Here is a 22,217-nt window from a genome sequence, read left to right as displayed (position 1 = left end):
ATTATTTAAAAGGTTTTTCTCTGAATTTTACGATTGTAAGACTTCTTTCATCTCTTCCGGATGATTTTGAGGGTCTTGGTGATCCTGATTTTTGTTTTTATTTTTCATATACTTGGCCCAATAAGCAGTTAAAATCGGTACTAAAATCGAAGTTACGATAACTGAAGCTGCAACTAATGCTGTAGCAGATTGTGCAATAGGAAGGAACTCCGGCTTCATCGTCGCGATAATCATCGGGTTTGCAACTGCAGCTCCCGCCGTACTAGAAGCTGCCAATCCTGCAGTACCGTTACCTCCCCCAATGAATTTGTCTGCCAGCATCAATGGAATACCAGTCACAATGATGACTAAAACCCCTAATATCACTCCACCCAGTCCTGTCTGCAGAATTACTTTTAAATCGATTGCATTACCTAATGCGAATCCAAAGAAAGGAATCATTACGTGTGATGCTCTACTGAAGAAGTCTCGCACATCACTATCCAGATTCCCCAGTATAAAACCAACCAGGAAAGGCAATACTGCGCCTACAAAAACATGCGGTTCAAAAGCAGCTACTCCTGTAGATCCTAAAATTAGCATGGTCACTAATGGACCCGACTCGATTGACATTAAAACAAATGCACCGGCTTCTTCTTTAGAACCGTATTGTTGCATGATTGATGCGTACAGTCCTCCGTTTGTCATATCCATCGCCGCAATTAAAGCTAAAACCGAAAAACCTGCAAAAATGCCTGTTTGGATACCATCAACCGGAATAAAGGACGATGCAATAACAGCAACTACCCACGCTACGGCAATTTTAGTTAGTACAAGAGTTCCAGATTTTCTTAATACTGTACCGGTCGCTTTAATATTTATTCCTGTTCCCATACAGAAGAACCAAACCGCTAAGATTGGAACGGTCCCCGTCATTAAGCCGTTCGTAAAGGAACCAAAATATTCACCGGATCCCGGGGCGAACGTGTGAATAAGTGCTCCGAGGAACAACGGAACTAACATTAAACCACCGGGAATTTTATTAAGTGTCTTCATAATTTTCATTTTTTACACACCTTTCATAATTGATTTAAATGCTAAATCTCATTGAAAAGATTATTTGGTTACTCCAATGCAGATTACCGCCAATATTGATAACGCTTTCAAAAATATGTTTTTTAAAATTTCAGCCGCGAGTGACCACCCATGATCTATCCGGTGTATGTGACTCCTTCTCTACAACAACGTTTTTAACTTTAAGAACGAAATAACTACCTAGGTATTTTTGATCTGCTTCCAAAAATTCTTCTACATTCATCAATTCAGATTTATTTAAATAGAAAAGCGTATCTTCTTCATCATAACGACCAACTGAATACGGAGAAAAACCTGTTATTTCTAAATCGGCTAAGACTGTTTTTAATTCCTCTTCTAGAATATCCGTACTTTTAAGTTTGTTAATTTCCAGTAATCAAGTTAGCATCGTCTCACATGAACCTTTAGCGTTCAGACACTCATCGCATTTCCTCTAATTTTACTGCAATCGCGTCACTGATTGTTTTATTGTCGCCTGCCATCCCCCAAACAAATGCATAATTACTAGTTGCCGTACCGCAATGAATTGACCATGGAGGTGAAATCACTGCTTGCTCATTTTTCAGAATGACATGTTTTGTATTACGCGATTCCCCCATGAAATGAAATAACCGTGCATCCTCGTCCAAATCAATATACAGATACACCTCAGTTCTCCGATCATGTGTGTGTGTAGGAACGGAATTCCATACACTTCCTTTATCGAGTTGAGTCATGCCCATGACAATCTGGCAACTTTGAATGCCTTCCTCGTGAATAAAGCGACGAATCACACGTTGATTGGCATTATTTACAGTGCCCAACCGATCTCCCTCAATTGAACGAAAAGATACATGTTGAACGGGGTATTCTTTATGCGCCGGTGCTGAAAAAATGTAATACTTTGCTGCGTGTCCAGAAGATTCGCTTGAAAATACTAGTTCTTTTTTTCCTAACCCTACATAAAGGCAGTCCTTGTTTTCCATATCGAAAGTTTCACCATCGACGACAATCTTTCCTTTGCCCCCAACATTAAATATTCCGACTTCTCTCCGATCTAAAAAATATTCTGATTGCATCTGATCCGTACCTTCTAATAAAATCTGAGCATCCTTCGGTGTAATGCCTCCAATGATTATACGATCATCCATTGAATAAACTAGTTTAGTTTCATTTGATACAAATAACTCCTCGATCAAATAATTTTCCCGTAACTCCGCTGTACTAAAATCTTTAACTTGGTTTGGATGAGTCGAATATCTTGTTTCCATAAAAAAATACATCTCCTTTAGTTTCTGAATTTTAAACGCGAAAAGACAAATCTAATTTAAAATGAAGGCGTTTACAAAAAAGATTAAAAAAATAGTTTTGTTCCGTATTGTGAAACGCCGTTCTACATAATGATTATATAATGCTGTTTTAAAAAAAGCTAGCGAATTAATATTGTCAAAATTATGAATGTAACTTGTGTATTTTTTCACTAATACGTAATTAATTATCCATATATAGGTTTTAAAAGGTGAGCTACGTCCTCATCAAACCTCTCTTGAATGCAAAAAAACAACAAATCTTTTTTAACGGATGATTGGTCGGTAGGAGATTGTTTTACTTAATCGTTACTTTTTTAAACAAGCATATTTGCTTGCTATTAATAGTAGAACTATTTCGATGTAAGTAAAAATCCGGTTGGAAGTGATCATATAACTCTTGAGTACATAAAACTATTTTTTACAATGCGTGCTAATTCAAACTAAAATGAACGGGGCTTCTGTATGTTTTATGTAAATAGAACGCTGTTTTGTTTTTTTTATTGTTAAGCAATAAAAAAATAGGAAATACACATTCAAGTGAACCTCTAGATTAATTATTTTTTAATTTTTTTACCTTTCATGAATAAAAACGTGAATCATAATTTGTACTTTTCTAATTTCTTGTTTTCTTATTTCTCATTTCCCATCTATAAAAAATCCGTTTGCGTTTGGAAATAATAAACAGTATATTTAGACTGAGTATTCTGATAATTATTTCCAAATTAAACAGGAGAAGGAGTGTTTCCATGATGACGACTCAAAAACGCTTGCTTTCACTCGCTACAATCACCGTCCTTACCGGAGGAGCTGTCTTTGCTTTTACGAATACAGATGGATTCAATACGCAGGACGAAACGGTATCCGATGTTGCAGCGACTGACACTACCGTCACAAAAGTCAGCACTTCCCGAGTATCGGGTACCCCGTCAATCCAAAAATTAATGAGTGCCGGGATGGTCCAGACGTATCCGGGCGATCCTGCACTAAAGAAAAACTCTTTCCGTGTTGATCCAATCGTTTTATCTGCCCCAAAAGAATTGAAGCTGAAAGAAAAAGACGGGTACCGCTACATTACGGTTCCGCTCATTTTACACAATAAAGAAGGTACGTCAGACGGCTATAGCGTCTATCGTCCGAATGCTTTCTCGATTAACGACGGTCACGGGCATGACTATGCTCCGGTCGACTACATCAGTCATAACAAAAAAGCCTGGAAGTACGAACATCAATACATCGCTCCGAACCGACTCGTGATGGATGTCGTCTACCACGTCCCAAAAAATGCCAATACGTTTGTTATGTTTGCGTCAAGCGATGCTTTTCCGAAGACATATACCGTCAAAATCAGCATCGATTAACATGCTGATCTTTTCTACCCTGATCGGTTAAAACGACGGCCGGTTCCGATTTGGAATGGGCCGTCTTTCATGTCGTTACACGTAAAAGGAGGTGGACGCCTATGATGTCCTTCATTTGGAACTCATGGTGGCGAAACAAGGAGCGGTTCATCCTGTTACTCGTCGGTGTCCTGATTGTCAGTACAGGACTCAGCTATTTAATCGGGACGACCCAAGCGAACAATGGGACCGTCGTTGACGAACTGCAAAAACGCTGGAACTCGTCATATGATATCGTCGTCCGGCCGCCGGGAAGCCGGAGCGTGACGGAAGACTTACATTTACTCGAACCGAATTATATGAGCGGTCTCGACGGCGGCATCACGATGAAACAATACAAGACGATCAAAGACATCACGGACGTCGAAGTCGCAGCCCCGATCGCGATGATCGGAAATAACTCGACACGCTCATCCGTCGGGACGCATACCTTTGATGACCCCGGCGTCTATAAGCTGACGATCACCGATTATCAAAATACCGGCCTGCAAGTCGACAAGTCGACGACGGTCCGTTATTTAGCCGCCGGCTGGGATGCGAGCGGCGATACAAGACAATCCGGCGTCTCACCGGTCGGTCTCGGAAAACAACCGCTCGACGAGTATGGCAGTGATACGATGATTGCCGGGATTGATCCGGAAGCGGAAGCACGCCTCGTCGGGCTTGATCAAGCGACGAAAAAGTCGGACCACAGCCGTTATTTCACGGATGAAGACGTCGTGACGGCGCTCGAGAACGTCGATATGATTCCGGTTTTAATGAACGAACGGGATTACATCGATGCGTCCCGGACCTATAAATATGAAAAACTTGATTTACCGCTGATTGATGACTCGATGGTACCGACGATTCAAGAGGTCACGAAAAAGGGCGGCAAAACATACTTAGACAAGCTCCCTACCGTCGATGAAAAGGCACAGACGTATAAAATTACGACGGCGCAAGTCCAAAAACAATTCATTCATGATATTTTGAACAATTCATTACCTGAAAAATACAGCGGCTACTCGGAATGGCTGATTCTCAAGCCTTCACCAATCACCTATCAATCCGTCAAGAGTCCCTATCCGTCCCGGTGGCCGTTCACCTATCAGGTCGAACCGAAGCTGATCAACCCGGATTCCCTGCTTGCGAAACGCAGCATGTACCGGGCAGCACGCGAGTTCGGGACGTCGAGTGATGACTGGCCGCGGATCAATCCCTATTACATCGGGGTGTTTGATCCGAAGAAATTGAATTTATCGAAAGATCCGTTGACGGAACTGCCGATGGAAACCTATTTCCCGGCGAAGGCACAGTGGGTCATGGATAAAAATGAGACACCGGTCAACCCGCCGCGTGACGTCAAACCAACAAACGACCCGTACGACTTCATGACGAAACCGCCTTCGATGTTGACGACGCTAGACGCTGCTTTCAAGATTCGCGGCAAAAAAGCCATCTCCGTCATCCGGGTCAATGTCAAAGGCATCGATACGATGAATGAACAAAGCGAGAAAAAATTACAGGCCGTCGCGCAGGAAATCGAAGACAAGACCGGACTGATCACGGATGTGACGCTCGGTTCGTCACCGCAACTGGCACTGACGTATCTGCCCGGACTTAAAGACCAGCCGGCACTCGGCTGGGTCCAGCAGCCCTGGATTAAACTCGGTTCCTCGATGGCGATCTTCCAGGAAGCGAAAGTCGGGATGAGCGGTGTCATCGCAAGCGTCATTTTGGTGGCACTCGTCTATGTCTTCAGCTCGAATATCATCCTGCTTTACGCCCGAAAAAAAGAATTTGCGATTTTACTGGCCATCGGCTGGCGGCCGCGCCAGCTATCGAAAATGCTGTTCCTCGAAGCAACGTTACTCGGGTCTCTCGTCGCCTTGATTGCCTGGACGATTCTCGGGACGTTTTGGCTGACGACGGACCATCCGATCGCCCTTGCCCGAATCGTTCTGATTGGTCTCGCCGGACTGTTGATTTACTGGGGCGGCACGTTCGTCCCGATGCTGTTGATCCGGAAGATTCAACCGTACGAAAGCATCCAGACGGGAGAAGTCTCGCGCGGACGTCGTTTCGTCCGTTCGCAGTCCGTCCTCGGCATGAGCGTCAATCAATTAGTCACGTACTGGCAACGGACATTACTGTCGCTTGTCGCAATCGCCTTACCGACCAGTTTGTTCATCTTCTTCCTGTTCGTCACGTTCCGGCTCAAGGGGGTCTTGTATGCGTCCTGGCTCGGAGAATTCGTTGCCCTTGAAGTCGGCATGATGCATTATGTCGCGATGGGGGTCGCCCTGCTGATCGCCATCTTGACGACGACGGAAATCATGTGGCAGAACGTCAACGAACGGAAATCACAGCTCGCCGTGCTGAAAGCGACCGGCTGGCGCGACGGGATGATCCGTCAACTCGTCTTGCTTGAGGGGGTCATGACCGGTCTGATTGCCGGATTGATCGGTCTTGCCGTCTCGCTCGGGTTGATTTACAAGATGTACAATCAATTCCCGACGGCCGAGCTCGGATTCCTGAGCCTGACGCTGTTGATTCCGATTACGACCGGGATCATCGGTGCTTTATTACCCGCCTACCGCGCGGTTAAAATTACACCGAATGCAGCCATCGGGAGCGTCGCCGTCAATGCCAAGGCGACGGAACGCCGCTTCAAAGTCGCGCTCGGAACAGTCGGGACCGCGCTTGTCGCGGGTGTCACCGGACTATTCTTCTTTGCGACGACGAGTGAAGTCGAGCAACCGGCGGCCGAGCCGACAACTCAAACAACTGAAACGACGACAGGGACGAAGCTCGCCGATTTGACCGCCAAAAAATCGACCGCCATACAACCGTCGAAACAGGAAACGGCAAAAATCGAAAAGCTGATGAATCAGGGGCTGCTCAAAACGTATCCCGGTGACCCGAAATTAAAGGATGCCACCTTCCGTGTCGGGAAACTGCTAGACCGTCCGCCGGCTGAACTCAAACTGACACAGCAAGCCGGTAAACGCTACATCACGCTCCCGTTGTTTTTGCATGACCCGGATATTACAGAAGATGTACTCGGCTCCTACAGTCAATATAAACCGGACCGGTTCACGCTTCAGGATGGGAATGGGCATGTCTACGAGACGGTCGATTACGTCAACCGCAATGAGAAGGCCTGGAAAAACAGTTACCAGTACTTTGCTCCCTATCAATCAAGGGTCGATCTCGTCTACGAAGTACCGGAAACGGAAAATGTCTTCGTCATGTTTGCGTCAAGTGACGCGTTCGCAAAACCGACTACTGTCAAAATCGAACTCAACTAAAAAACAGTACTTCTACCCGTTGCTTGATACGCGAGTAGAAGTACTGTTTTAGTTTGCCATCCGTGTTTTTTTGCGTAGATCGTCGTCCGTCGGGTGACTCGGATCCGTCCGCATGATCCGCAATTCCAGATATTGTTTCAAAAAGGCAATCAACAGCAGAGCCAGCAGAAGAACGATTAAAACAGATATACCCCAATAATTAGGGATCCATGCCTGAAGCGCAATCAATAAAGGAACGGGAACGAAACCGAACTCGACCGCGTAACGGAAACGAATCAGCCGTCGTGCTGCTTTGATGCTTGATAGGGCACTGATCCGCCTTGCCTCGCCGAGCAGTATCAGTCCATGGATGAGGACGAGGAGGACGAGCAGTGGAACAATCCATTCGTCAGCCCCCATTTGAACCAAGCCGTACAGACTTAGCGCGACGACTCCTAGTAATACCAATCGTGTAACGAGATTCCGCTTTCTTTCCTACTGCATGACTAGAATTTTCGTTTGTTTTTCCATTTTGTTCATCCCCTACTTAAAGTCATCTGGCTTTCAGGACAGGCATTTTACTCCGTAATTCTTTTTTCGTCGGATGGGTTGGGTCAAGCACCGTCTGCGTTCGCTCGAGATAGATGTCACCGATAATGAAGGCTGCAAGTCCGATAAAGTAGCCGATAAAACTTGGCAAAGGCGGTAGTTCGAACCGGATTAATAGCGGGAAGAAAAAAGCAATCAGTCCGATTAGAGCAAAATCAACCGCGTAGCGGAGTCGGATGATGTTGCGTGCTGGTCGGCTGTCTGAAAATACACTGATTCGTTTCGCTTCAATCCAGTGCAAAACACCGTGTGCCAGAAAGCTCACCCCGACGAGGATTTTAGGCCAAATTGCTGTTTCATATTGAAGAAGTGCAAAGATACTAAAACCAAGCATTACAGCAAAAATAATGCGAAAGAACGCGATGCGTTCCTTTTCTTCCCGGATACGTTGAATTCTTCGTCGTTTTTCCATCATACTCACCTCATGTATACTCTACGTCAATCGGTAAAAAAAGTTCTAATTTTTTACAAACTTTCGACTAAAACATCAAAAATTACCCTTTATAACCCTTTTCCGCCTTGCGGGTTGAATGTCAATAACCGCTCCATTCCCGTGACCAACGGGCGTGCCTGCTCAATCAGGCGCCGCGTCGTCGGAAGCTCGAGTGACGCCTTGTGCGACGCTTGATTCGTCCAAATTTCGTGGACGATGACCGTGTCCGCTTCTTCTGATACGCTGACGATATAGTGGAGACATGACGGCTCGTCTTCGAACGAGGCTGCTGCTTCAAGTAACAGCTCCACCAATTTTTCTTGCTGTCCCGCCGTCGTCGTAAATTTCCCAAAAATCCCGTAACTCATCCTGATTCCTCCTCATTGTTTCTTAAGTTCCTTTTGTATGCATTCATAGCTTGAAACATTTTCCTTGCCGTGCCGTAGAACAGAGTAGCATCGACTGACTTTCAGGAGGACTTACTTTGACTACACGTACGAAACGAATCGTATCAGCACTCTACTTACTCCTGTTCGGGATGACCCTATTTAGTATCTTCTTTGAACAGACAGGCGCTACCTTCTTTTCGGTCGTCCAACTCGGCGTCCTCAGTTATTTTTATTTTGAATTACTGAGTCAGAATACGCACTACTCCAGTCCATCGAAAGAACAGGACATCATTCACCGGAGTACACGGCTCCGTTTTCGGATCATCCAGATTTTATTATTCCTGTTGATCGGCATCGATTATTTATTTTTCGAGCAGACCGATTTGTTGCTCGTTGGCGCTTTTTCAATTTCGATTGCGGTACCAGCCATCATCCGGTATGTCCGTTTGCGGATGAACGATCACTCAAAGGAGGAGAACGATGTCTAACCGCAGTTCGCTCGTCAGCTTGACGACCATTTTGACCATCATCCTGCTCAGTTTATTTTTGTTGGATGCCATAACAACACTATCGTTTTTAGTATTCTTCATACCACTTTCGCTTTGTATGCTGATCCTTGGCGTCAGCGAACTCCGACACGTATTAAAGGACAGTTGAAGAATATTTATCAAAATCAGGCGAGAATACTCCCACCTCTAAGTGTCTCAGGGCGAAGCCCAGCGCAGGTGGAGGTAGTTCAAGCTAAATAGGAGGACAAGTTACATGAACCGAACCTGTACCCAATGCGACACCCGACTAGTCGAAGACTGTGAAGTCCACGTCAAAGGTGCCATGTACGGCTTAAAGATTAAAAAACCGGGTCGTTTTTTCAGTAAGGCATCTGCAGAAGCGAAGGCTGCCGTTTGTCCGAAGTGCGGACTGGTCCAACTTTATGTCGATCAACCAAACGACTTTCTAAAAACATAACAATACTTTGAAAGAAAGGAACGTTTTAAGTGAGTACATACCACATATCTAGTATCCGCCTCCTTCTAATCATGATTGTTTTTACGATTTTCTGGTATTATTTTTTAAACTTGCAGCTTGGGTATGGAATGGTCATTCTTCCTGTCACTGTCGGTTATACGATTTATCGCAACTTCAAAGCGGCTCAGTCAGAAAAACAAGAGTCTGAACAAAATTAGCAGCCGATGCACTAAGCATAAATAAGACGCAGTTCCGGGATTTCATCCGAGACTGCGTCTTTTGTGTCATTAAGCTTTTAGCGTTGACGGTCAGCAGACAACCAACCACTAATGTTTTCATGCGTCGCCCCTCCTGATGTTCTAAATGAATCGTGTTAGATAGTCACTGAATATTTTGCGCATCACTTTTGGCGTATTCGCTATGTAGACGTTGATTTGTTCCTCGTTCGACTGGACCGGATCGCTGTCCGTCTCGTCCGCCGGAAAATCGGAGATGCCTTTAATGATGATACATTCGATCCCGTTTTTCTGACAGATATAGGCGATTGCGCCGGCTTCCGTATCGGCTACCGTGATGGCATTGTCTTTCAGCTCCAAGTAATCGTTCCACATCACGACGGCCCGGTCTGCCGTACCGATCGTTCCGGTGTGACAATCTGTTTGGTAAGCCGCAACAGCGAGTTCAACGATGAAGGACGGCTTGATCAACGGCTCGACTTCTTTCACCGTACAATCATATTGGACCGCGCGGTTTGGCACGATGATGTCGAGTACGGCAAACGACTCGTCGATGCCGGCACAGGTCCCGGCAACGATGATTTTCGTAAGCGGGAACTGCGCCATCATGTACTGATTGGCCCCGACCCCGTTTACTTTCCGGACACCGGTGCTGTAAAACAACACACGTTTTCCGGCAATCGTCCGGAAAAAATATTCGCCGTATGGGTACTTAGTACGTTCTGATTCTTCTACATCGAAATACGCGAGCGTCGCTTCGAACTCCCATATCGTCGCAATACTGACACCAATCATTCATTCATCCCCTTAAACGCCCTCGTCACTTTTGGATAATATATACATTCTCATCATCGCTTGTTTTCATATTTCAAGCAAGCGTGATTTGACAGACAACAAACAACCTCCACCCGGTATAGGTGGAGGCTTATCGATTTACTGTTGTGTCGCTTTGTCGTACGACAACTCCTGTCCATTCGTCGCAATGACCTGTTTATACCAGTCGAACGAATCTTTTTTCATCCGTTCCATCGAGCCATTGCCTTCATTATCGCGGTCGACATAAATCATCCCGTAGCGTTTCTTCATCTCACCCGTCGTGAACGAGACGATGTCGATGATGCCCCATGGTGTGTAGCCCATCAGTTCGACGCCGTCCTCCGTGACCGCTTCCGTCAACGCTTCGATATGTGTTTTCAAGTAATCAATCCGAGCTGCGTCGTGGATCTTGCCGTCCTCAATCGTATCGACGGCCCCAAAGCCGTTTTCGACGATGAAAAGCGGGAGCTGGTAGCGGTCATATAACCGGTTCAGCACGTAACGGAGTCCGACCGGATCAATCGCCCAGCCCCAGTCACTCGACTGGATGTACGGATTCTCGACGCCGTTCGCAAGACCGCCGTTGACGATGTTACCGGTATTGTTGACCGTCGCATCGTGTTTGACGGTCGTCGACATGTAGTAACTGAAGCCGATGTAGTCGACCGTTCCGCTTTTCAGAATCTCGTCATCGCCGTCGAGGATCGGAATCTGATAGCCTTCCCGTTCGAACTCTTTTAAGGCATAGTTCGGATAATAACCGCGTGCCTGAACATCCGGGAAGAAGTAACGTTGACGCATCGATTTTTCCGCCAGCATGACGTCTTCCGGATGCGATGAGTACGGATAGATCGGGACGTGGGAAATCATCGCTCCGATCTGGAAGTCGGGATTGATCGCTTTCCCTTTCGCGACGGCAAGGGCGCTCGCAATCAGTTCGTGGTGACCGGTCTGATACATGACTTCCATCGCGTTTTCGCCCGGCTCGACTTTGACACCGGAGTTCGTCCAGAGGAACAGCGGATTCTCCACATCCATCTTATTGTTGATTTCATTAAACGTCATCCAGTACGTGACTTTATCTTTGTAGCGTGTGAAGCAGACTTCGGCGAAGCGTTCGAAGAACTCAGCGACTTTCCGGTTACGGAACCCGCCGTATTCGCGCGCGAGGTGGAGCGGCATTTCAAAGTGCGATAACGTGATGATCGGCTCGATGCCGTGTTTAATCAACTCGTCAAAGACATCATCATAAAACTGCAGTCCCGCTTCGTTCGGTTCCGTTTCGTCACCGTTCGGGAAAATCCGGCTCCAGCCGATCGATGTCCGGAGACACTTCAATCCCATCTCGGCGAATAAGGCAATGTCTTCTTGATAGCGGTGATAAAAATCGATCGCCTCATGGTTCGGGTAAAACGTCCCCTCTTCAATCGTATCGGTAATTCGGCGGGCGACGCCATGCGCGCCTGCCGTCATGACATCGACGACACTCGGCCCTTTGCCGCCGGCGTTCCAGCCACCTTCAAATTGATGCGCAGCCAGTGCGCCGCCCCATAAAAAGTTGTTTGGTAATGCTTTCATCTTCAAGTCCTCCCTAACAATCGAGATGTATACCTTTATTATCATCATAATTGTACATGCACAATTAATCAATACACATTTAATCTTAAAAAACATGTTTACAAATATCGTCTTTTTATTATGATATAGTTGCGATATAACAATTTTTATATAAATGAGGGTGAACCATGCTGAAATATGAACAAACGGCGACGGAAATCGAAGCCTACATCGAACAGAATGCGTTACAGCAAGGCGATAAATTACCGGTTCTCGATCAATTGATCCGACAATTTGAGGTCAGTAAAACGACGATGACGAAAGCGCTCGAACTGCTGGAACGAAAAGGAATCATCTTTCAAGTTCGCGGCAGCGGCATTTTTGTCCGCAAAAGTAATCGGAAAGGGTATTTTAATCTCTTCTCGACACAAGGCTTCAAGCAAAACTTGATCGATTATGATATCACGTCGCGTTTACTCGAACTTGAAGTCATTGCCTGCCCGGAGGATCTCGCTCATAACCTTGCCATTACACCTGGGACAGACATCTATTTCGTCAAACGGATCCGCTACATTGACGGACGGCTTCTCTGCCTCGAAGAATCCTATTACGTAAAAGCACTCGTCCCATACTTGAACCGGGAAATCGTCGAACAATCGATTTTCGAGTATCTTGAGACGGCACTCGGACTGAACATCGGCTTTTCCGACATGTACATGCACGTCGGCAAATTGCCGGAGACGATTGCGGAACATTTGGAACTTGAAGCCGGTGATCCGGCATTGACGGTCGAGACGATCTTCCACTTGTCGAACGGTCGTCCGTTCGATTATTCCGTCATCACCTATCATTACGAACACTCGCAATTCGTCGTTCAGGCGAACGGCTTGTATCTGTAAACGCAAAAAAGCAGACACGATCCAAGTACTTTTTGGACAATGTCTGCTTTTTGATTTTCTTTTTTATTATCGTTTATGCCGCTTACTCAAGAAAATCGTCAGCGGATAAATACCGATACTTTGGACAATCAACGACAGGACGATGACAGCAAACGCTAAGGAAATCAACACATCATATTGCGCTGAGACCGTTTTTTCGAGCCATAGTAACAACGCGACAGACATCGAACCTTTAATCCCGGCTGCCGTAATGATTGAGATCGTCGAAAAGTCGTCGCGAAATTCACCTTTCCAGGCCGGTACCGCATAAATGAAGCCGCTGACCATGATGAACCGTGCCAACAAGGTTAGGCCAAAAATGATCAACGCCAGTCCCCATTGTGAAAAAACTAAGTATCCAGCTGCTTGAATCCCAATCAGTAAGAATAAAATCGATAAAAATGTTGGTTTGATGATGTTCCAAAATCCATCTAATGATGCTTTAATTCCCTTCTCCTCATCCGCTTTTTCGATTTCGTAAGACAAGAAAATCCCCAAAATGACGGTGGTGAGAACACCTGAGACACCAAGCGCTTCTGCAAGATAAAATCCACCGTACGACATGACGATACTCAACATCACTTGATATTCTTTTTGCGTCGTCAAGTGAATGATTTTACTTAAAATCCATCCGAGCAAGAAACCAATCAGAATTCCGCCAAACGAAACAAGCATAAATTGTTCGATAAATGTCGTGAAATTAAAACGTTCCCCCGTTTGAAACATCGTTAATAAGATCGTAAACAAAACGATACTCGTCCCGTCATTGACCATCGATTCTCCTTCCACGATATCGGCGAGTTGTTCGTCCCCTGTACTTTTTTTGATGATGGACGTTACCGAGACCGGATCGGTCGGAATCAGGATGGCGGCAAGGAGCAGCGAAGCCGTCAGCGAAAGTGAAATGAACAGATTTGAGATCCAGTAAATTGAGACACCGAGTAATAAGGCCGTCACAATCAACCCAATCGTGCTGAACGCCGTAATGATACCCCAATTATTTTTCAACTGTTTAATCGGAAACTGATACGCTGCCGTAAACAGGAGCGCCGGCAAAAACACTTCAAATACGATTTCCTTTGATAGATGAAGCGAAGAAAAATAGGGGATAAATGAAAGACCCAGTCCAATCACGACGAGCACCATCGGAACAGGAATCATTTTTTGTTTTAAATCGATTGTGTAAATTACGTAGCCGATAAGTAGTAGAATCAAAATTTGATACGTCATACAGTCACCCTTCCCTTACATGTCGCACTAAAATATTCTATGTGCCCTTATACCTTTTCAATAATTAGTTAAAACAAATCCTTCACTCGATTTTCCAATCTGTCAAGTAATACCTCATCCAAGAGAATGTAATGCCTTGCAAAAAATATTAACTGTTAAAAGTAAATCTATGTTATTCTATTGTCAAATAAATTAGACCGGTCAAATAAAAAGGAGTCTTCTCATGAAATCCATTTTAACGCTAACCACTTTAAGCCAATTAAAGGCGCTGAGTGTTCCGATCCGAGCTGAAATCATGATGCGGTTGATCGAAAAACCACTCACGGGTCAAATGTTGTCTGAAAAACTTAACTTATCGCGTCCTAAAGTACACTATCATTTAAAGGAGCTCGAAAAGAATCACTTGATCACGTTAGTCAAAACGGAAGAAAAAGGCGGAATCATCCAAAAGTTTTATCAATCGGTGGCACGGGGGTTCACTCCATCACTTGAGCTCTTGCCCCATATGGAAGACGTCAATGAATCCAATCGGCAATTGCTTTTTCAAATGGCCGAAAAAACAAAGCAAGTTATTTTATCTGCGCCCGAGCATGCATTTACCCCTCAACGAGCCAGTGAATCGCCTGCTGACTGGAATCACGTCGGTTCAATGTGGCAAATCTCTGCAACGGAGGAACAGTTTAACGATTGGATGAAAAAATATTTTGCTTTGATGGAGGAACTTAGACACCTCTCAAAAGAACCAAGTGAAGAAACCGCTCAAAAACTTTACTTCTTTTCTACGATGGCGTTTGAAGTGGATGAACTCATCATGGAAACGATTGAACATGAGGATGAAGAAAACAAGGCTTGAACGTATAGCCTTTTTCTTTACCCTTCATTGTCAAATTAAATTGACTGGTCAAAATAATAAATCTTCTGGAGGTTTTATGTATGATTGAACTTTTGAAAAACCGTAATTTCATGTTTTTATTGGCCGGCCGACTCGTGACGAATATCGGAGACAGTCTTTATTACATCGCCGCGATGTGGCTTGTCCATGACATTGGACAAAGTGCATTTTATACAGGGCTCGCCGGGTTTCTGATTTTATCACCAAAAGCCCTGCAATTTCTTGCGGGTCCGCTGGTCGACCGCTGGAGAATCAAAACGACGTTAATCGTCACCCAAGTCGTGCAGTCGATTTTGATTTTGATCATTCCACTCGCTTACCTGCTCGATTTTTTAAGCATCACTTTAATTTTATCCGTCATGCCACTCCTCGCCTGCGTCGAAGAGTTTGCCTATCCGACGCAAACTAAAGCCCTCCCCTTGTTTCTAAAAGAAAAAGAACTGCTGCAAGGAAATTCACTTTTTGCATTTGCTTATCAAGGCGTTGATCTTGTCTTCAATTCATTGGCAGGATTAGCAATTGCCTTCTTTGGTGCCATCACGATGTTTTTCGTCGATTCAGTGACATTCGCACTCGCCGCGATGTTTTTCTCGTTCCTCAACATGGATTTTGTAAAAACGCCAACACCAAAAACGCAACACTCCTTAAAACTTACCTTCATCGACTATATCGATGATTTAAAAGACGGCTTCGCTGTCGTCTTCACGTCATTACTTTGGGTCTTTCTGATTGGTTCGTCTGTCGCAAATTTTGCGATTGGGATGACGGTAGCCGTCCTTCCTGTCTTCGCGGATCAAATCGGCGGTGTACAAACATACGGTATTCTGTTAGCCGCTATGTCAGCGGGTTCGTTGCTCGGTGCACTCCTCGGTTCGACCCTCGGAAAACTTCGCGTCGGAATCGCCACAATCGTTTGCTTTTTAGTCGGATCCATCTGCTGGGTATTTGCCGGGTGGCTCTCAAGTCCATTTGCTACACCGATTTTATTCGGTATCGCCTGGATTCCAATCGGTGCCATAAATGTTTTGTTTGCCGGTGTTACGCAAACCATCATCCCGAACCACTTACTCGGGCGCGTAAATTCAGTCGCGTATAGCTTAGGAATTGCCGCGATGCCGATCGGTTCGTTACTAGGTGGATATGTAGCGACCTTTGTCGATCCTCACTTCATTTTCATGTTCGCCGGACTCGGTATTTCGTTGATTGCATGTGTTTGGTTCTTCCATCCCGAGCTCCGAAAGTTACCACAGGTGGAACAAATGACTGCTTCGACTTTTAAAATCAGTTAAAAACGCCCCCGATCGTCGAGGACGTTCATGATTAACATTGTGCGCGTCACAAATCACCCATGCCGCATCGTCCATTCGGCGACGACCCGCTTCGCCGACCGGAGCGCCCCTTCGACATGGCCGCCAAACGCACTATCCGTTTCCGTCCCGGCAAGATAAAGTCGGCCTTGCCAGTTCGCGTCGACTGCGATGGGCCGATACTGCGGAAATTCCGTTAACGGACGGGCATCTGCAGGCGTCGCCGTATCAAGGTCTTGCGCCCAGTCATAATAGAACACTTCCCGCGGATGACGGGCTGCTTCGCCGTACATCGTGATCAGTTGCTCGAGGATACGGGCTTTAACCGCTTCCGTCCCGAGTGACTGACGCTCTTCTGCCGTCAGCCGTAGGAAACCGAACAAGGCACCCGGTCCGCGCTGCGGTGATGCATCATGAATTTCCTGCATGGCGCCGACCCAGCTCATCCCGAACCCGGACAGACCCGCTTCGCGCCAAAACGGCGTGTCATAGACGACAAGTGTTTTTGCTTGTCCGGCCATCCAGGTCGGGGTCGTTTGCAGTTTCTCCCGCGTCGTCTCGGAAAACGGCGGTTCGATTGCGATCCTCTCGACAAGACGGGGTGGAAGGGCAACCACGACACTGTCATACGTTTCTGAAGTCGTCCGCCCGTCTTTGATTGACGTAACGGTTACTTGCTGTCCCGTCCGCTCAAGTTTCGTGACGCGTGTCTGTAAGCGGAGCGATGCCGCCGGGAGTTGTGACGCAATCGCTGTCACGAGTGCTTCCATTCCTCCCGCTAACCGCTTCGACGGGACGATACTGTCCGGTGCCAGCAGATGATGTTCGATGGCTCCTGCTTGCCGTTCGAGTACCATCGCGCCCGTCGTGTGTTGTTCATATGCCGTCAGGCCGAGTTCGGCGACAAGATCCGTGATGACCGTTTCCGTATCCGGCCAGTACCATGTCGGTCCGAGGTCAAAGCGGTCTGCCTCGTCTCCATGCGTACCCGCCACGCTTACAATACGTCCGCCGATCCGGTCCCGTGCTTCATAGACGGTGACCGCTTGCCCCATCTGTTGTAAAAGCGATGCTGTATAAAGCCCGCTGACGCCTGCTCCGATGATTGCGATGGATTGTGTCATCTTGATTCTCCTTTGCTACGAACGGACGAATTGCTCCTGTCCTTACTTATTGTAGCAAGTGTACCTTGTTCCGACTCAATCCTCCAAACGCTCGAACTCGACTAAACGGACAGGCTTAACATATACTTCCTCGTCGAACGTCGTCAGCGAAACGAATGTCTCGCCTTTGCGATAGAGAATTTTAGCTCCTTCTTGATTCACTTTCTTCCAGCCGTCACGATTCAAGCGTGCTGCATACAGGAGTCCCGGTCCGTCTGTTTCTGAAGCAAGTTGCGTCGCGTAGTGTTGCCCGTTCGCACCCGTTTGCTCCGTCGCAAAGCGCGGAATCGGGAACGAACTGACAGATGTACCTTCTTTGAACAATAGGGATATCACCCCGTAATACGTTCCACCTAGCAAAAAGGCCAGCAAGATGATAGATATTATTCTGTTATTTATACGATCAGCCCCCTGATTGCTCGTTTAACATGACATCCATCATTTCAGATGTCTCTACAAATCAAATCACAAGAATATTCCTAATAATATCCATTGTTGCACCCCCTTTAGTTTTACTCAAGTTATTCTTTGAGGCATTTTCCTGTTCAAGTAGCAAACCAGATGCTACAGTATTTTTATAAACTAACGACCGTTAGGAAGGTGAATGATTTGAAAGCTGCACAATTAATCCCGACCGCTTTGCGCCACTTCGCGAGTCACGGCTACGAAGGGGCCTCCTTAAACGACATCGCCCAGGAAGTCGGTATCAAGAAACCATCCATCTATGCCCACTATTCCGGAAAAGACGATCTCTTTTTGAAGACGATGGCGTACGCGCTCGGTGAACAGAAAAAACACCTCGCGTCCTACTTCGTCGAGACACGGCAGTTGCCGCTCGAAGCATCGCTAAAAGGATTTTTCGACTGGTTCATCGAGGAAAGCAACCAAAACGACCAAATGAAGTTCATCCTTCGCATCGCGTACTTCCCGCCCGTCAAACTGGAGCATGAAGTGACGGCGTTGATCAATCCGTTTTTCGATTCGATCCATCGTCACCTTGCACGCTTATTTCGCGAACGCGACCGGACGGAGCAGATTCTCTACTCCGAAGACTATACGAGCGGCGCACTCGCCTATTTGACGGTTGCGGAAGGAACGATGACAGAACTCGTCTATAACGGGATTGACGCCTACCAACAACGACTCACTGCCGTCTGGCCGATTTTTTGGCGCGGACTCGTCCGTTAAGAAGTCAAATCAGAAACTGAGGTTCAAATCATGCAAAACAACAAACTCATTTTAGGTACACTTTTACTCAATCTGTTTATCGCCTTTTTAGGGATCGGACTCGTCATTCCCGTCACCCCGACGATCATGAATGAATTGAACATCTCCGGCTCGACGGTCGGCTATATGGTGTCGGCGTTCGCCTTTGCCCAACTGATTCTCTCGCCGCTTGCCGGACGCGCCGTCGACAAGTATGGACGAAAGCCGATGATCATCATCGGCTTGTTCATCTTCAGCATGTCGGAACTGTTATTCGGTCTCGGACAGACGGTCGAAGTCCTGTTCGCTTCGCGCATCCTAGGGGGAGTCAGTGCCGCCTTCATCATGCCGGCCGTGACGGCGTTCATCGCCGACATCACGACGAATGAGACGCGTCCGAAGGCGCTCGGCTATATGTCGGCCGCCATTTCGACCGGCTTCATAATCGGACCGGGGATCGGCGGCTTTCTCGCTGACATCGGGACACGGGTTCCGTTTTTCTTTGCCGCGACGTTCGGGATGATTGCGATGATTTTGTCTGTCTTCACGTTACGTGAACCGGAACGTCATTATGCCGATGCGCCGACTATCAAACAAGCGGCCGGCTTCTCAAAAGTCTTTTCCCCCCTCTATTTCGTCGCTTTTTTGGTCCTGTTGATTTCGTCATTCGGTCTCGCCTCGTTCGAATCGCTGTTCGCCCTGTTCGTCGACCGGAAGTTCGGCTTCACGGCGAAGGACATCGCTCTCGCGATTTCCCTCGGAGCGATTGTCGGTGTCGTCGTCCAAGTCGGCCTGTTCGACCGCTTGACGCGGTGGTTCGGTGAAATTCGCCTGATCCGTTACAGCTTAATCGTCTCGACCGCCCTCGTCCTCGTCATGACGTACGTGACGAGTTACTTCGCAATCATCCTTGTGACGATGGTCGTCTTCGTCGGATTCGACTTGATGCGTCCTGCCGTCACGACCTATCTGTCGAAGATTGCCGGCGATGAACAAGGTTTCGTCGGCGGAATGAACTCGATGTTTACGAGTGTCGGGAACATCCTCGGACCGATTGCGGGTGGACTCCTGTTTGATGTCAATCTCAACTACCCGTTTTATTTCGCGACGATCGTCCTGACGGTCGGCATCATCTTGACGTTCTTTTGGCGTCAACCGAAACTGTCGGTCGACTCGGGCGCAACGAAACTGTCATCGTGAACATGAAGAAGCGTTCCCCTGAACTAAGGGAGACGCTTCTTTTTCATGCATTAAGATGATTGCTGATAACTAGTATTCGATAAATTATCTTCGACTGATCTGACCCACTCGACCGGGACATATAATGATTTTGCAATGGCTTCATCCGTTTTTCCAAGCTTCCGTAACGTTTTGACGATGCGCATGCGGCGTGCGAGCTCCCTTTGATCCGGAATACATTCAGGCAACATTTAATTCCCCCCCTTTTTCTGTCCCGATGCCGTCGAAGTGATAAAGTACATATTACCCGAAAGTTGTCAGACTATTCTGTTTTAGTCAGACTCCACGAATTTTCGATAAATGAGACGAAAAAATAAAAAGTATAGTTCACTTTACAAAATGTAAAACAAACTATACAATATGTTTATGAAAGAAAGGAGTGTCCCGATGAAACTTTCGAATCGCGTCAAAGCATTACGGCGCCAAACGGACTGGACGCAAGAACAATTCGCTGACTTGATCGGCGTCACGCGCCAGACCGTCATCTCACTCGAAAAAGGAAGCTATACCCCGTCCTTGTTACTGGCGATGCACATCGCCCGGGTCTTTGACCGACCAATCGAAGACATCTTTTATCTGGAGGAGGAATCACTTTGAAACGTGTCATCATTCAATCGAGCTTAAACATTTGTCTGTTCTATTTGTTAGCTGCTTTCGTCAGTTCTGTACACGATCAACTTGAAGTGTTTAACGATGATCCCGTCCGCGGTACCGGATTCAACATCACATTGGAACTTCCGCTTGTTCTTCCGATGATACTCATCGCTGTTTTACTAACCGTTATGGGGTATCTGACTCGGACCAACAAAAAAAGTACGTTTTCCGAATGGTCCGTCGGGATGACTGAATTTTCCGATCAGGACGAGCGCGAGGAAGTCATCACAGGTAAGGCGACACGTGTTGCCTATTCAACATTTTTGTCCACACTCCCTGTCCTGATGATTCCGTTTTTATTTTACGTCCAACTCGTTGAAGGTTTTCCGAACTTTCCCTTCTACGCCATCGCGACCGTCTTATCGCTCGGCACACTGTCCTATCTGATTGCTTGGATTTATTATTACAAGAAATAAGAATCAACTCATTTAAAGTAATTTTTTGTAGAAGTATTGTGTTATCCCTTCGACCGGATGATCGTCCAAGCGACCGTATTCGACGTACCCGTTTTTTTCATAGAAGCCGGGTGCCTGAAAACTGAACGTGTCGAGGATGACTTTGCTGCAGGCACGTTCGTTGGCATAGGCTTCGACCATGCTCAATAATTTGCTGCCGTATCCGCCGCCTTTGACGGACTCGTCGAGCCACAAGAAAGAGACGTGGACGTGGTTCCAGCTGTATTCACCTGTCAATCCGCCTTTAATCTCGCCACCTTCCTTTAAAAGAAAACAGATTTGTTCCGTCTCATGTTGAACCGCTAGCGGAACTTTCGTTTTGTTGAAGCCGATCAATTGTTCGCGAATGTATTCGCGGTCCTCCGTTGAACCCTGTTGTATCTCTAACATCTCTATCCATCCTTTCCAATCTGTTTCTAGTCTATCATGTGTCGATCTAGACAATCTTCGTTTGTCTTAATGGAAATACTTTACATTTTTAAATTATTTATGGCATTCTTAAGGGGGACGATTTTGATTTTACTAGTTTGGAGGCGAATATGATGGATCCAATTGACGCGAACATTCAATCTGTAACGTACACGATTCGTCCGGTAGAGCCTACGGATGCACGACAGCTTGCTTTACTGCGCGCGAGACTCGATGCAGAAACGGACCACTTTGACCGATTCCCGGGCGAAGACGTGCTGGATGAAAAGGGATTTCTGCAATTGATTCAGCATGAGACCGGTATTCCCCACTCCCTGCTCGTCGCTGAAGTGGATCGTCAACTCGTCGGTTATGCCCGCTGTGTCGGTTTCTCCTTGCGTCGGTTCGCACATAAAGCCGACTTCGGCGTCGGGGTCGTCCGTGACTGTTGGGGGCAAGGCATCGGGCGGGCTCTCTTACAGACGACACTTGACTGGGCACGGACGGTCGAACTGCAAAAGATTCAATTGACCGTCGTCGAGACGAATCAAGGGGCCGTTCGTTTATATCAGACAACCGGGTTTCAAGTCGAAGGACGACTCAAGCACGACCGACTGCTTGCGGACGGCTTGTATTATGATACGATTTTGATGGGCTTACTCCTCGTTTAACAGGCTTCACACTAAC

General features: G+C 46.6%; 26 protein-coding genes. 13 read left to right on the top strand and 13 right to left on the bottom strand.

Annotated elements, in window-relative coordinates:
• Positions 1-27: 27 nt before the first annotated feature.
• Together kdgT and kduI are read right to left on the bottom strand one after the other, a co-directional pair.
• The gene (kdgT, locus tag KNQ02_RS08995; protein ID WP_088837029.1) at positions 28-1,044 is read right to left on the bottom strand and encodes a 2-keto-3-deoxygluconate transporter; all 1,017 of its coding nucleotides are present in this window, start codon (positions 1,042-1,044) and stop codon (positions 28-30) included.
• Between the two features lie 449 nt (positions 1,045-1,493).
• On the bottom strand, positions 1,494-2,324 hold the full coding sequence (kduI, locus tag KNQ02_RS08990; protein WP_214808101.1) for a 5-dehydro-4-deoxy-D-glucuronate isomerase: 831 nt from the start codon (positions 2,322-2,324) through the stop codon (positions 1,494-1,496).
• 785 nt (positions 2,325-3,109) lie between these two features.
• On the opposite strand from kduI, the gene KNQ02_RS08985 reads away from it, so the two are divergent.
• Together KNQ02_RS08985 and KNQ02_RS08980 are read left to right on the top strand one after the other, a co-directional pair.
• The gene (locus KNQ02_RS08985; RefSeq protein ID WP_159173642.1) at positions 3,110-3,721 is read left to right on the top strand and encodes a hypothetical protein; all 612 of its coding nucleotides are present in this window, start codon (positions 3,110-3,112) and stop codon (positions 3,719-3,721) included.
• Between the two features lie 101 nt (positions 3,722-3,822).
• Complete coding sequence (locus KNQ02_RS08980; protein WP_214808099.1) at positions 3,823-7,053, top strand: ABC transporter permease; 3,231 nt, start codon at positions 3,823-3,825, stop codon at positions 7,051-7,053.
• A 48-nt stretch (positions 7,054-7,101) separates the two neighbouring features.
• Here the strand turns inward: KNQ02_RS08980 and KNQ02_RS08975 are convergent, their stop codons facing one another.
• The 3 genes from KNQ02_RS08975 to KNQ02_RS08965 all read right to left on the bottom strand — a co-directional run bounded on the left by KNQ02_RS08975 (position 7,102) and on the right by KNQ02_RS08965 (position 8,442).
• Positions 7,102-7,500, bottom strand: a complete 399-nt coding sequence (locus KNQ02_RS08975) for a hypothetical protein (protein ID WP_214808095.1) — start codon at positions 7,498-7,500, stop codon at positions 7,102-7,104.
• 85 nt (positions 7,501-7,585) lie between these two features.
• Positions 7,586-8,053, bottom strand: a complete 468-nt coding sequence (locus KNQ02_RS08970; protein ID WP_214808092.1) for a hypothetical protein — start codon at positions 8,051-8,053, stop codon at positions 7,586-7,588.
• Between the two features lie 89 nt (positions 8,054-8,142).
• Entirely contained in the window at positions 8,143-8,442 is a 300-nt protein-coding gene (locus KNQ02_RS08965; RefSeq protein WP_214804691.1) for a putative quinol monooxygenase, read from the bottom strand.
• A 116-nt stretch (positions 8,443-8,558) separates the two neighbouring features.
• Here KNQ02_RS08965 and KNQ02_RS08960 point away from each other — a divergent pair, with 116 nt between their 5' ends.
• The 3 genes from KNQ02_RS08960 to KNQ02_RS08950 all read left to right on the top strand — a co-directional run bounded on the left by KNQ02_RS08960 (position 8,559) and on the right by KNQ02_RS08950 (position 9,429).
• Positions 8,559-8,951 carry a hypothetical protein gene (locus tag KNQ02_RS08960; protein ID WP_214808090.1) on the top strand — a complete coding sequence of 131 codons (393 nt, stop codon included), beginning with the start codon at positions 8,559-8,561 and terminating at the stop codon, positions 8,949-8,951.
• Positions 8,944-9,120 carry a hypothetical protein gene (locus KNQ02_RS08955; protein WP_157898475.1) on the top strand — a complete coding sequence of 59 codons (177 nt, stop codon included), beginning with the start codon at positions 8,944-8,946 and terminating at the stop codon, positions 9,118-9,120. The genes KNQ02_RS08960 and KNQ02_RS08955 overlap by 8 nt, the downstream gene beginning before the upstream one ends.
• A gap of 105 nt (positions 9,121-9,225) precedes the next feature.
• Positions 9,226-9,429 carry a nucleic acid-binding protein gene (locus KNQ02_RS08950; protein WP_214769320.1) on the top strand — a complete coding sequence of 68 codons (204 nt, stop codon included), beginning with the start codon at positions 9,226-9,228 and terminating at the stop codon, positions 9,427-9,429.
• Positions 9,430-9,603: 174 nt separating this feature from the next.
• On the opposite strand, the gene KNQ02_RS08945 is transcribed toward KNQ02_RS08950, so the two are convergent.
• The 3 genes from KNQ02_RS08945 to bglA all read right to left on the bottom strand — a co-directional run bounded on the left by KNQ02_RS08945 (position 9,604) and on the right by bglA (position 12,059).
• Positions 9,604-9,768, bottom strand: coding sequence for a hypothetical protein (locus tag KNQ02_RS08945; protein ID WP_214808087.1), 165 nt, complete (start codon positions 9,766-9,768; stop codon positions 9,604-9,606).
• A 20-nt stretch (positions 9,769-9,788) separates the two neighbouring features.
• Positions 9,789-10,460 carry a 5'-methylthioadenosine/S-adenosylhomocysteine nucleosidase family protein gene (locus KNQ02_RS08940; RefSeq protein ID WP_214808086.1) on the bottom strand — a complete coding sequence of 224 codons (672 nt, stop codon included), beginning with the start codon at positions 10,458-10,460 and terminating at the stop codon, positions 9,789-9,791.
• 138 nt (positions 10,461-10,598) lie between these two features.
• Positions 10,599-12,059 carry a 6-phospho-beta-glucosidase BglA gene (gene bglA, locus KNQ02_RS08935; protein WP_214808084.1) on the bottom strand — a complete coding sequence of 487 codons (1,461 nt, stop codon included), beginning with the start codon at positions 12,057-12,059 and terminating at the stop codon, positions 10,599-10,601.
• A 167-nt stretch (positions 12,060-12,226) separates the two neighbouring features.
• Between bglA and KNQ02_RS08930 the strand changes: the two genes are divergently transcribed.
• Entirely contained in the window at positions 12,227-12,937 is a 711-nt protein-coding gene (locus KNQ02_RS08930; protein WP_214804699.1) for a GntR family transcriptional regulator, read from the top strand.
• A 66-nt stretch (positions 12,938-13,003) separates the two neighbouring features.
• Here KNQ02_RS08930 and KNQ02_RS08925 read toward each other — a convergent pair whose 3' ends face one another.
• Positions 13,004-14,206, bottom strand: a complete 1,203-nt coding sequence (locus KNQ02_RS08925; protein ID WP_214808082.1) for a cation:proton antiporter — start codon at positions 14,204-14,206, stop codon at positions 13,004-13,006.
• Between the two features lie 223 nt (positions 14,207-14,429).
• Between KNQ02_RS08925 and KNQ02_RS08920 the strand changes: the two genes are divergently transcribed.
• Both KNQ02_RS08920 and KNQ02_RS08915 read left to right on the top strand, forming a co-directional pair.
• Positions 14,430-15,059 (top strand): ArsR/SmtB family transcription factor, encoded by a 630-nt coding sequence (locus KNQ02_RS08920; protein ID WP_214804705.1) that lies wholly within the window; start codon positions 14,430-14,432, stop codon positions 15,057-15,059.
• An 83-nt stretch (positions 15,060-15,142) separates the two neighbouring features.
• Positions 15,143-16,387, top strand: a complete 1,245-nt coding sequence (locus KNQ02_RS08915; protein WP_214808323.1) for an MFS transporter — start codon at positions 15,143-15,145, stop codon at positions 16,385-16,387.
• Positions 16,388-16,440: 53 nt separating this feature from the next.
• Here the strand turns inward: KNQ02_RS08915 and KNQ02_RS08910 are convergent, their stop codons facing one another.
• Positions 16,441-17,529, bottom strand: a complete 1,089-nt coding sequence (locus tag KNQ02_RS08910) for a flavin monoamine oxidase family protein (RefSeq protein WP_214808079.1) — start codon at positions 17,527-17,529, stop codon at positions 16,441-16,443.
• 75 nt (positions 17,530-17,604) lie between these two features.
• On the bottom strand, positions 17,605-17,892 hold the full coding sequence (locus tag KNQ02_RS08905; protein WP_214765914.1) for a hypothetical protein: 288 nt from the start codon (positions 17,890-17,892) through the stop codon (positions 17,605-17,607).
• Positions 17,893-18,177: 285 nt separating this feature from the next.
• Here KNQ02_RS08905 and KNQ02_RS08900 point away from each other — a divergent pair, with 285 nt between their 5' ends.
• Together KNQ02_RS08900 and KNQ02_RS08895 are read left to right on the top strand one after the other, a co-directional pair.
• The gene (locus KNQ02_RS08900; protein ID WP_214765913.1) at positions 18,178-18,756 is read left to right on the top strand and encodes a TetR/AcrR family transcriptional regulator; all 579 of its coding nucleotides are present in this window, start codon (positions 18,178-18,180) and stop codon (positions 18,754-18,756) included.
• A gap of 30 nt (positions 18,757-18,786) precedes the next feature.
• Entirely contained in the window at positions 18,787-19,974 is a 1,188-nt protein-coding gene (locus tag KNQ02_RS08895; protein ID WP_214808077.1) for an MFS transporter, read from the top strand.
• Positions 19,975-20,024: 50 nt separating this feature from the next.
• On the opposite strand, the gene KNQ02_RS08890 is transcribed toward KNQ02_RS08895, so the two are convergent.
• A complete protein-coding gene (locus KNQ02_RS08890; protein WP_214765909.1) occupies positions 20,025-20,204 on the bottom strand; it encodes a DUF2171 domain-containing protein in 180 nt (59 codons plus the stop codon).
• A 196-nt stretch (positions 20,205-20,400) separates the two neighbouring features.
• On the opposite strand from KNQ02_RS08890, the gene KNQ02_RS08885 reads away from it, so the two are divergent.
• Together KNQ02_RS08885 and KNQ02_RS08880 are read left to right on the top strand one after the other, a co-directional pair.
• A complete protein-coding gene (locus KNQ02_RS08885) occupies positions 20,401-20,610 on the top strand; it encodes a helix-turn-helix transcriptional regulator (RefSeq protein WP_088837009.1) in 210 nt (69 codons plus the stop codon).
• Positions 20,607-21,083 carry a DUF2178 domain-containing protein gene (locus KNQ02_RS08880; RefSeq protein ID WP_088837008.1) on the top strand — a complete coding sequence of 159 codons (477 nt, stop codon included), beginning with the start codon at positions 20,607-20,609 and terminating at the stop codon, positions 21,081-21,083. The genes KNQ02_RS08885 and KNQ02_RS08880 overlap by 4 nt, the downstream gene beginning before the upstream one ends.
• A gap of 12 nt (positions 21,084-21,095) precedes the next feature.
• On the opposite strand, the gene KNQ02_RS08875 is transcribed toward KNQ02_RS08880, so the two are convergent.
• The gene (locus tag KNQ02_RS08875) at positions 21,096-21,512 is read right to left on the bottom strand and encodes a GNAT family N-acetyltransferase (RefSeq protein ID WP_088837007.1); all 417 of its coding nucleotides are present in this window, start codon (positions 21,510-21,512) and stop codon (positions 21,096-21,098) included.
• 152 nt (positions 21,513-21,664) lie between these two features.
• Here KNQ02_RS08875 and KNQ02_RS08870 point away from each other — a divergent pair, with 152 nt between their 5' ends.
• Positions 21,665-22,201 (top strand): GNAT family N-acetyltransferase, encoded by a 537-nt coding sequence (locus KNQ02_RS08870; RefSeq protein ID WP_239456883.1) that lies wholly within the window; start codon positions 21,665-21,667, stop codon positions 22,199-22,201.
• Positions 22,202-22,217 lie beyond the last annotated feature (16 nt).

It is taken from the genome of Exiguobacterium sp. s102 (assembly GCF_018618635.1).
GTDB classification, from domain to species: Bacteria; Bacillota; Bacilli; order Exiguobacteriales; family Exiguobacteriaceae; genus Exiguobacterium_A; species Exiguobacterium_A oxidotolerans.
The sequence above is the reverse complement of the archived record's forward strand: the minus strand, read 5'-3'. Positions and strand labels throughout refer to the sequence as shown.

Bases quoted from the DNA above. Each gene is read 5' to 3' on its own strand.
- kdgT (WP_088837029.1), bottom strand. From the start codon at position 1,044: ATGAAAATTATGAAGACACTTAATAAAATTCCCGGTGGTTTAATGTTA.
- kduI (WP_214808101.1), bottom strand. From the start codon at position 2,324: ATGGAAACAAGATATTCGACTCATCCAAACCAAGTTAAAGATTTTAGT.
- KNQ02_RS08985 (WP_159173642.1), top strand. From the start codon at position 3,110: ATGATGACGACTCAAAAACGCTTGCTTTCACTCGCTACAATCACCGTC.
- KNQ02_RS08980 (WP_214808099.1), top strand. From the start codon at position 3,823: ATGATGTCCTTCATTTGGAACTCATGGTGGCGAAACAAGGAGCGGTTC.
- KNQ02_RS08970 (WP_214808092.1), bottom strand. From the start codon at position 8,053: ATGGAAAAACGACGAAGAATTCAACGTATCCGGGAAGAAAAGGAACGC.
- KNQ02_RS08965 (WP_214804691.1), bottom strand. From the start codon at position 8,442: ATGAGTTACGGGATTTTTGGGAAATTTACGACGACGGCGGGACAGCAA.
- KNQ02_RS08955 (WP_157898475.1), top strand. From the start codon at position 8,944: ATGTCTAACCGCAGTTCGCTCGTCAGCTTGACGACCATTTTGACCATC.
- KNQ02_RS08950 (WP_214769320.1), top strand. From the start codon at position 9,226: ATGAACCGAACCTGTACCCAATGCGACACCCGACTAGTCGAAGACTGT.
- KNQ02_RS08945 (WP_214808087.1), bottom strand. From the start codon at position 9,768: ATGAAAACATTAGTGGTTGGTTGTCTGCTGACCGTCAACGCTAAAAGC.
- KNQ02_RS08940 (WP_214808086.1), bottom strand. From the start codon at position 10,460: ATGATTGGTGTCAGTATTGCGACGATATGGGAGTTCGAAGCGACGCTC.
- bglA (WP_214808084.1), bottom strand. From the start codon at position 12,059: ATGAAAGCATTACCAAACAACTTTTTATGGGGCGGCGCACTGGCTGCG.
- KNQ02_RS08930 (WP_214804699.1), top strand. From the start codon at position 12,227: ATGCTGAAATATGAACAAACGGCGACGGAAATCGAAGCCTACATCGAA.
- KNQ02_RS08925 (WP_214808082.1), bottom strand. From the start codon at position 14,206: ATGACGTATCAAATTTTGATTCTACTACTTATCGGCTACGTAATTTAC.
- KNQ02_RS08920 (WP_214804705.1), top strand. From the start codon at position 14,430: ATGAAATCCATTTTAACGCTAACCACTTTAAGCCAATTAAAGGCGCTG.
- KNQ02_RS08910 (WP_214808079.1), bottom strand. From the start codon at position 17,529: ATGACACAATCCATCGCAATCATCGGAGCAGGCGTCAGCGGGCTTTAT.
- KNQ02_RS08895 (WP_214808077.1), top strand. From the start codon at position 18,787: ATGCAAAACAACAAACTCATTTTAGGTACACTTTTACTCAATCTGTTT.
- KNQ02_RS08890 (WP_214765909.1), bottom strand. From the start codon at position 20,204: ATGTTGCCTGAATGTATTCCGGATCAAAGGGAGCTCGCACGCCGCATG.
- KNQ02_RS08885 (WP_088837009.1), top strand. From the start codon at position 20,401: ATGAAACTTTCGAATCGCGTCAAAGCATTACGGCGCCAAACGGACTGG.
- KNQ02_RS08875 (WP_088837007.1), bottom strand. From the start codon at position 21,512: ATGTTAGAGATACAACAGGGTTCAACGGAGGACCGCGAATACATTCGC.
- KNQ02_RS08870 (WP_239456883.1), top strand. From the start codon at position 21,665: ATGGATCCAATTGACGCGAACATTCAATCTGTAACGTACACGATTCGT.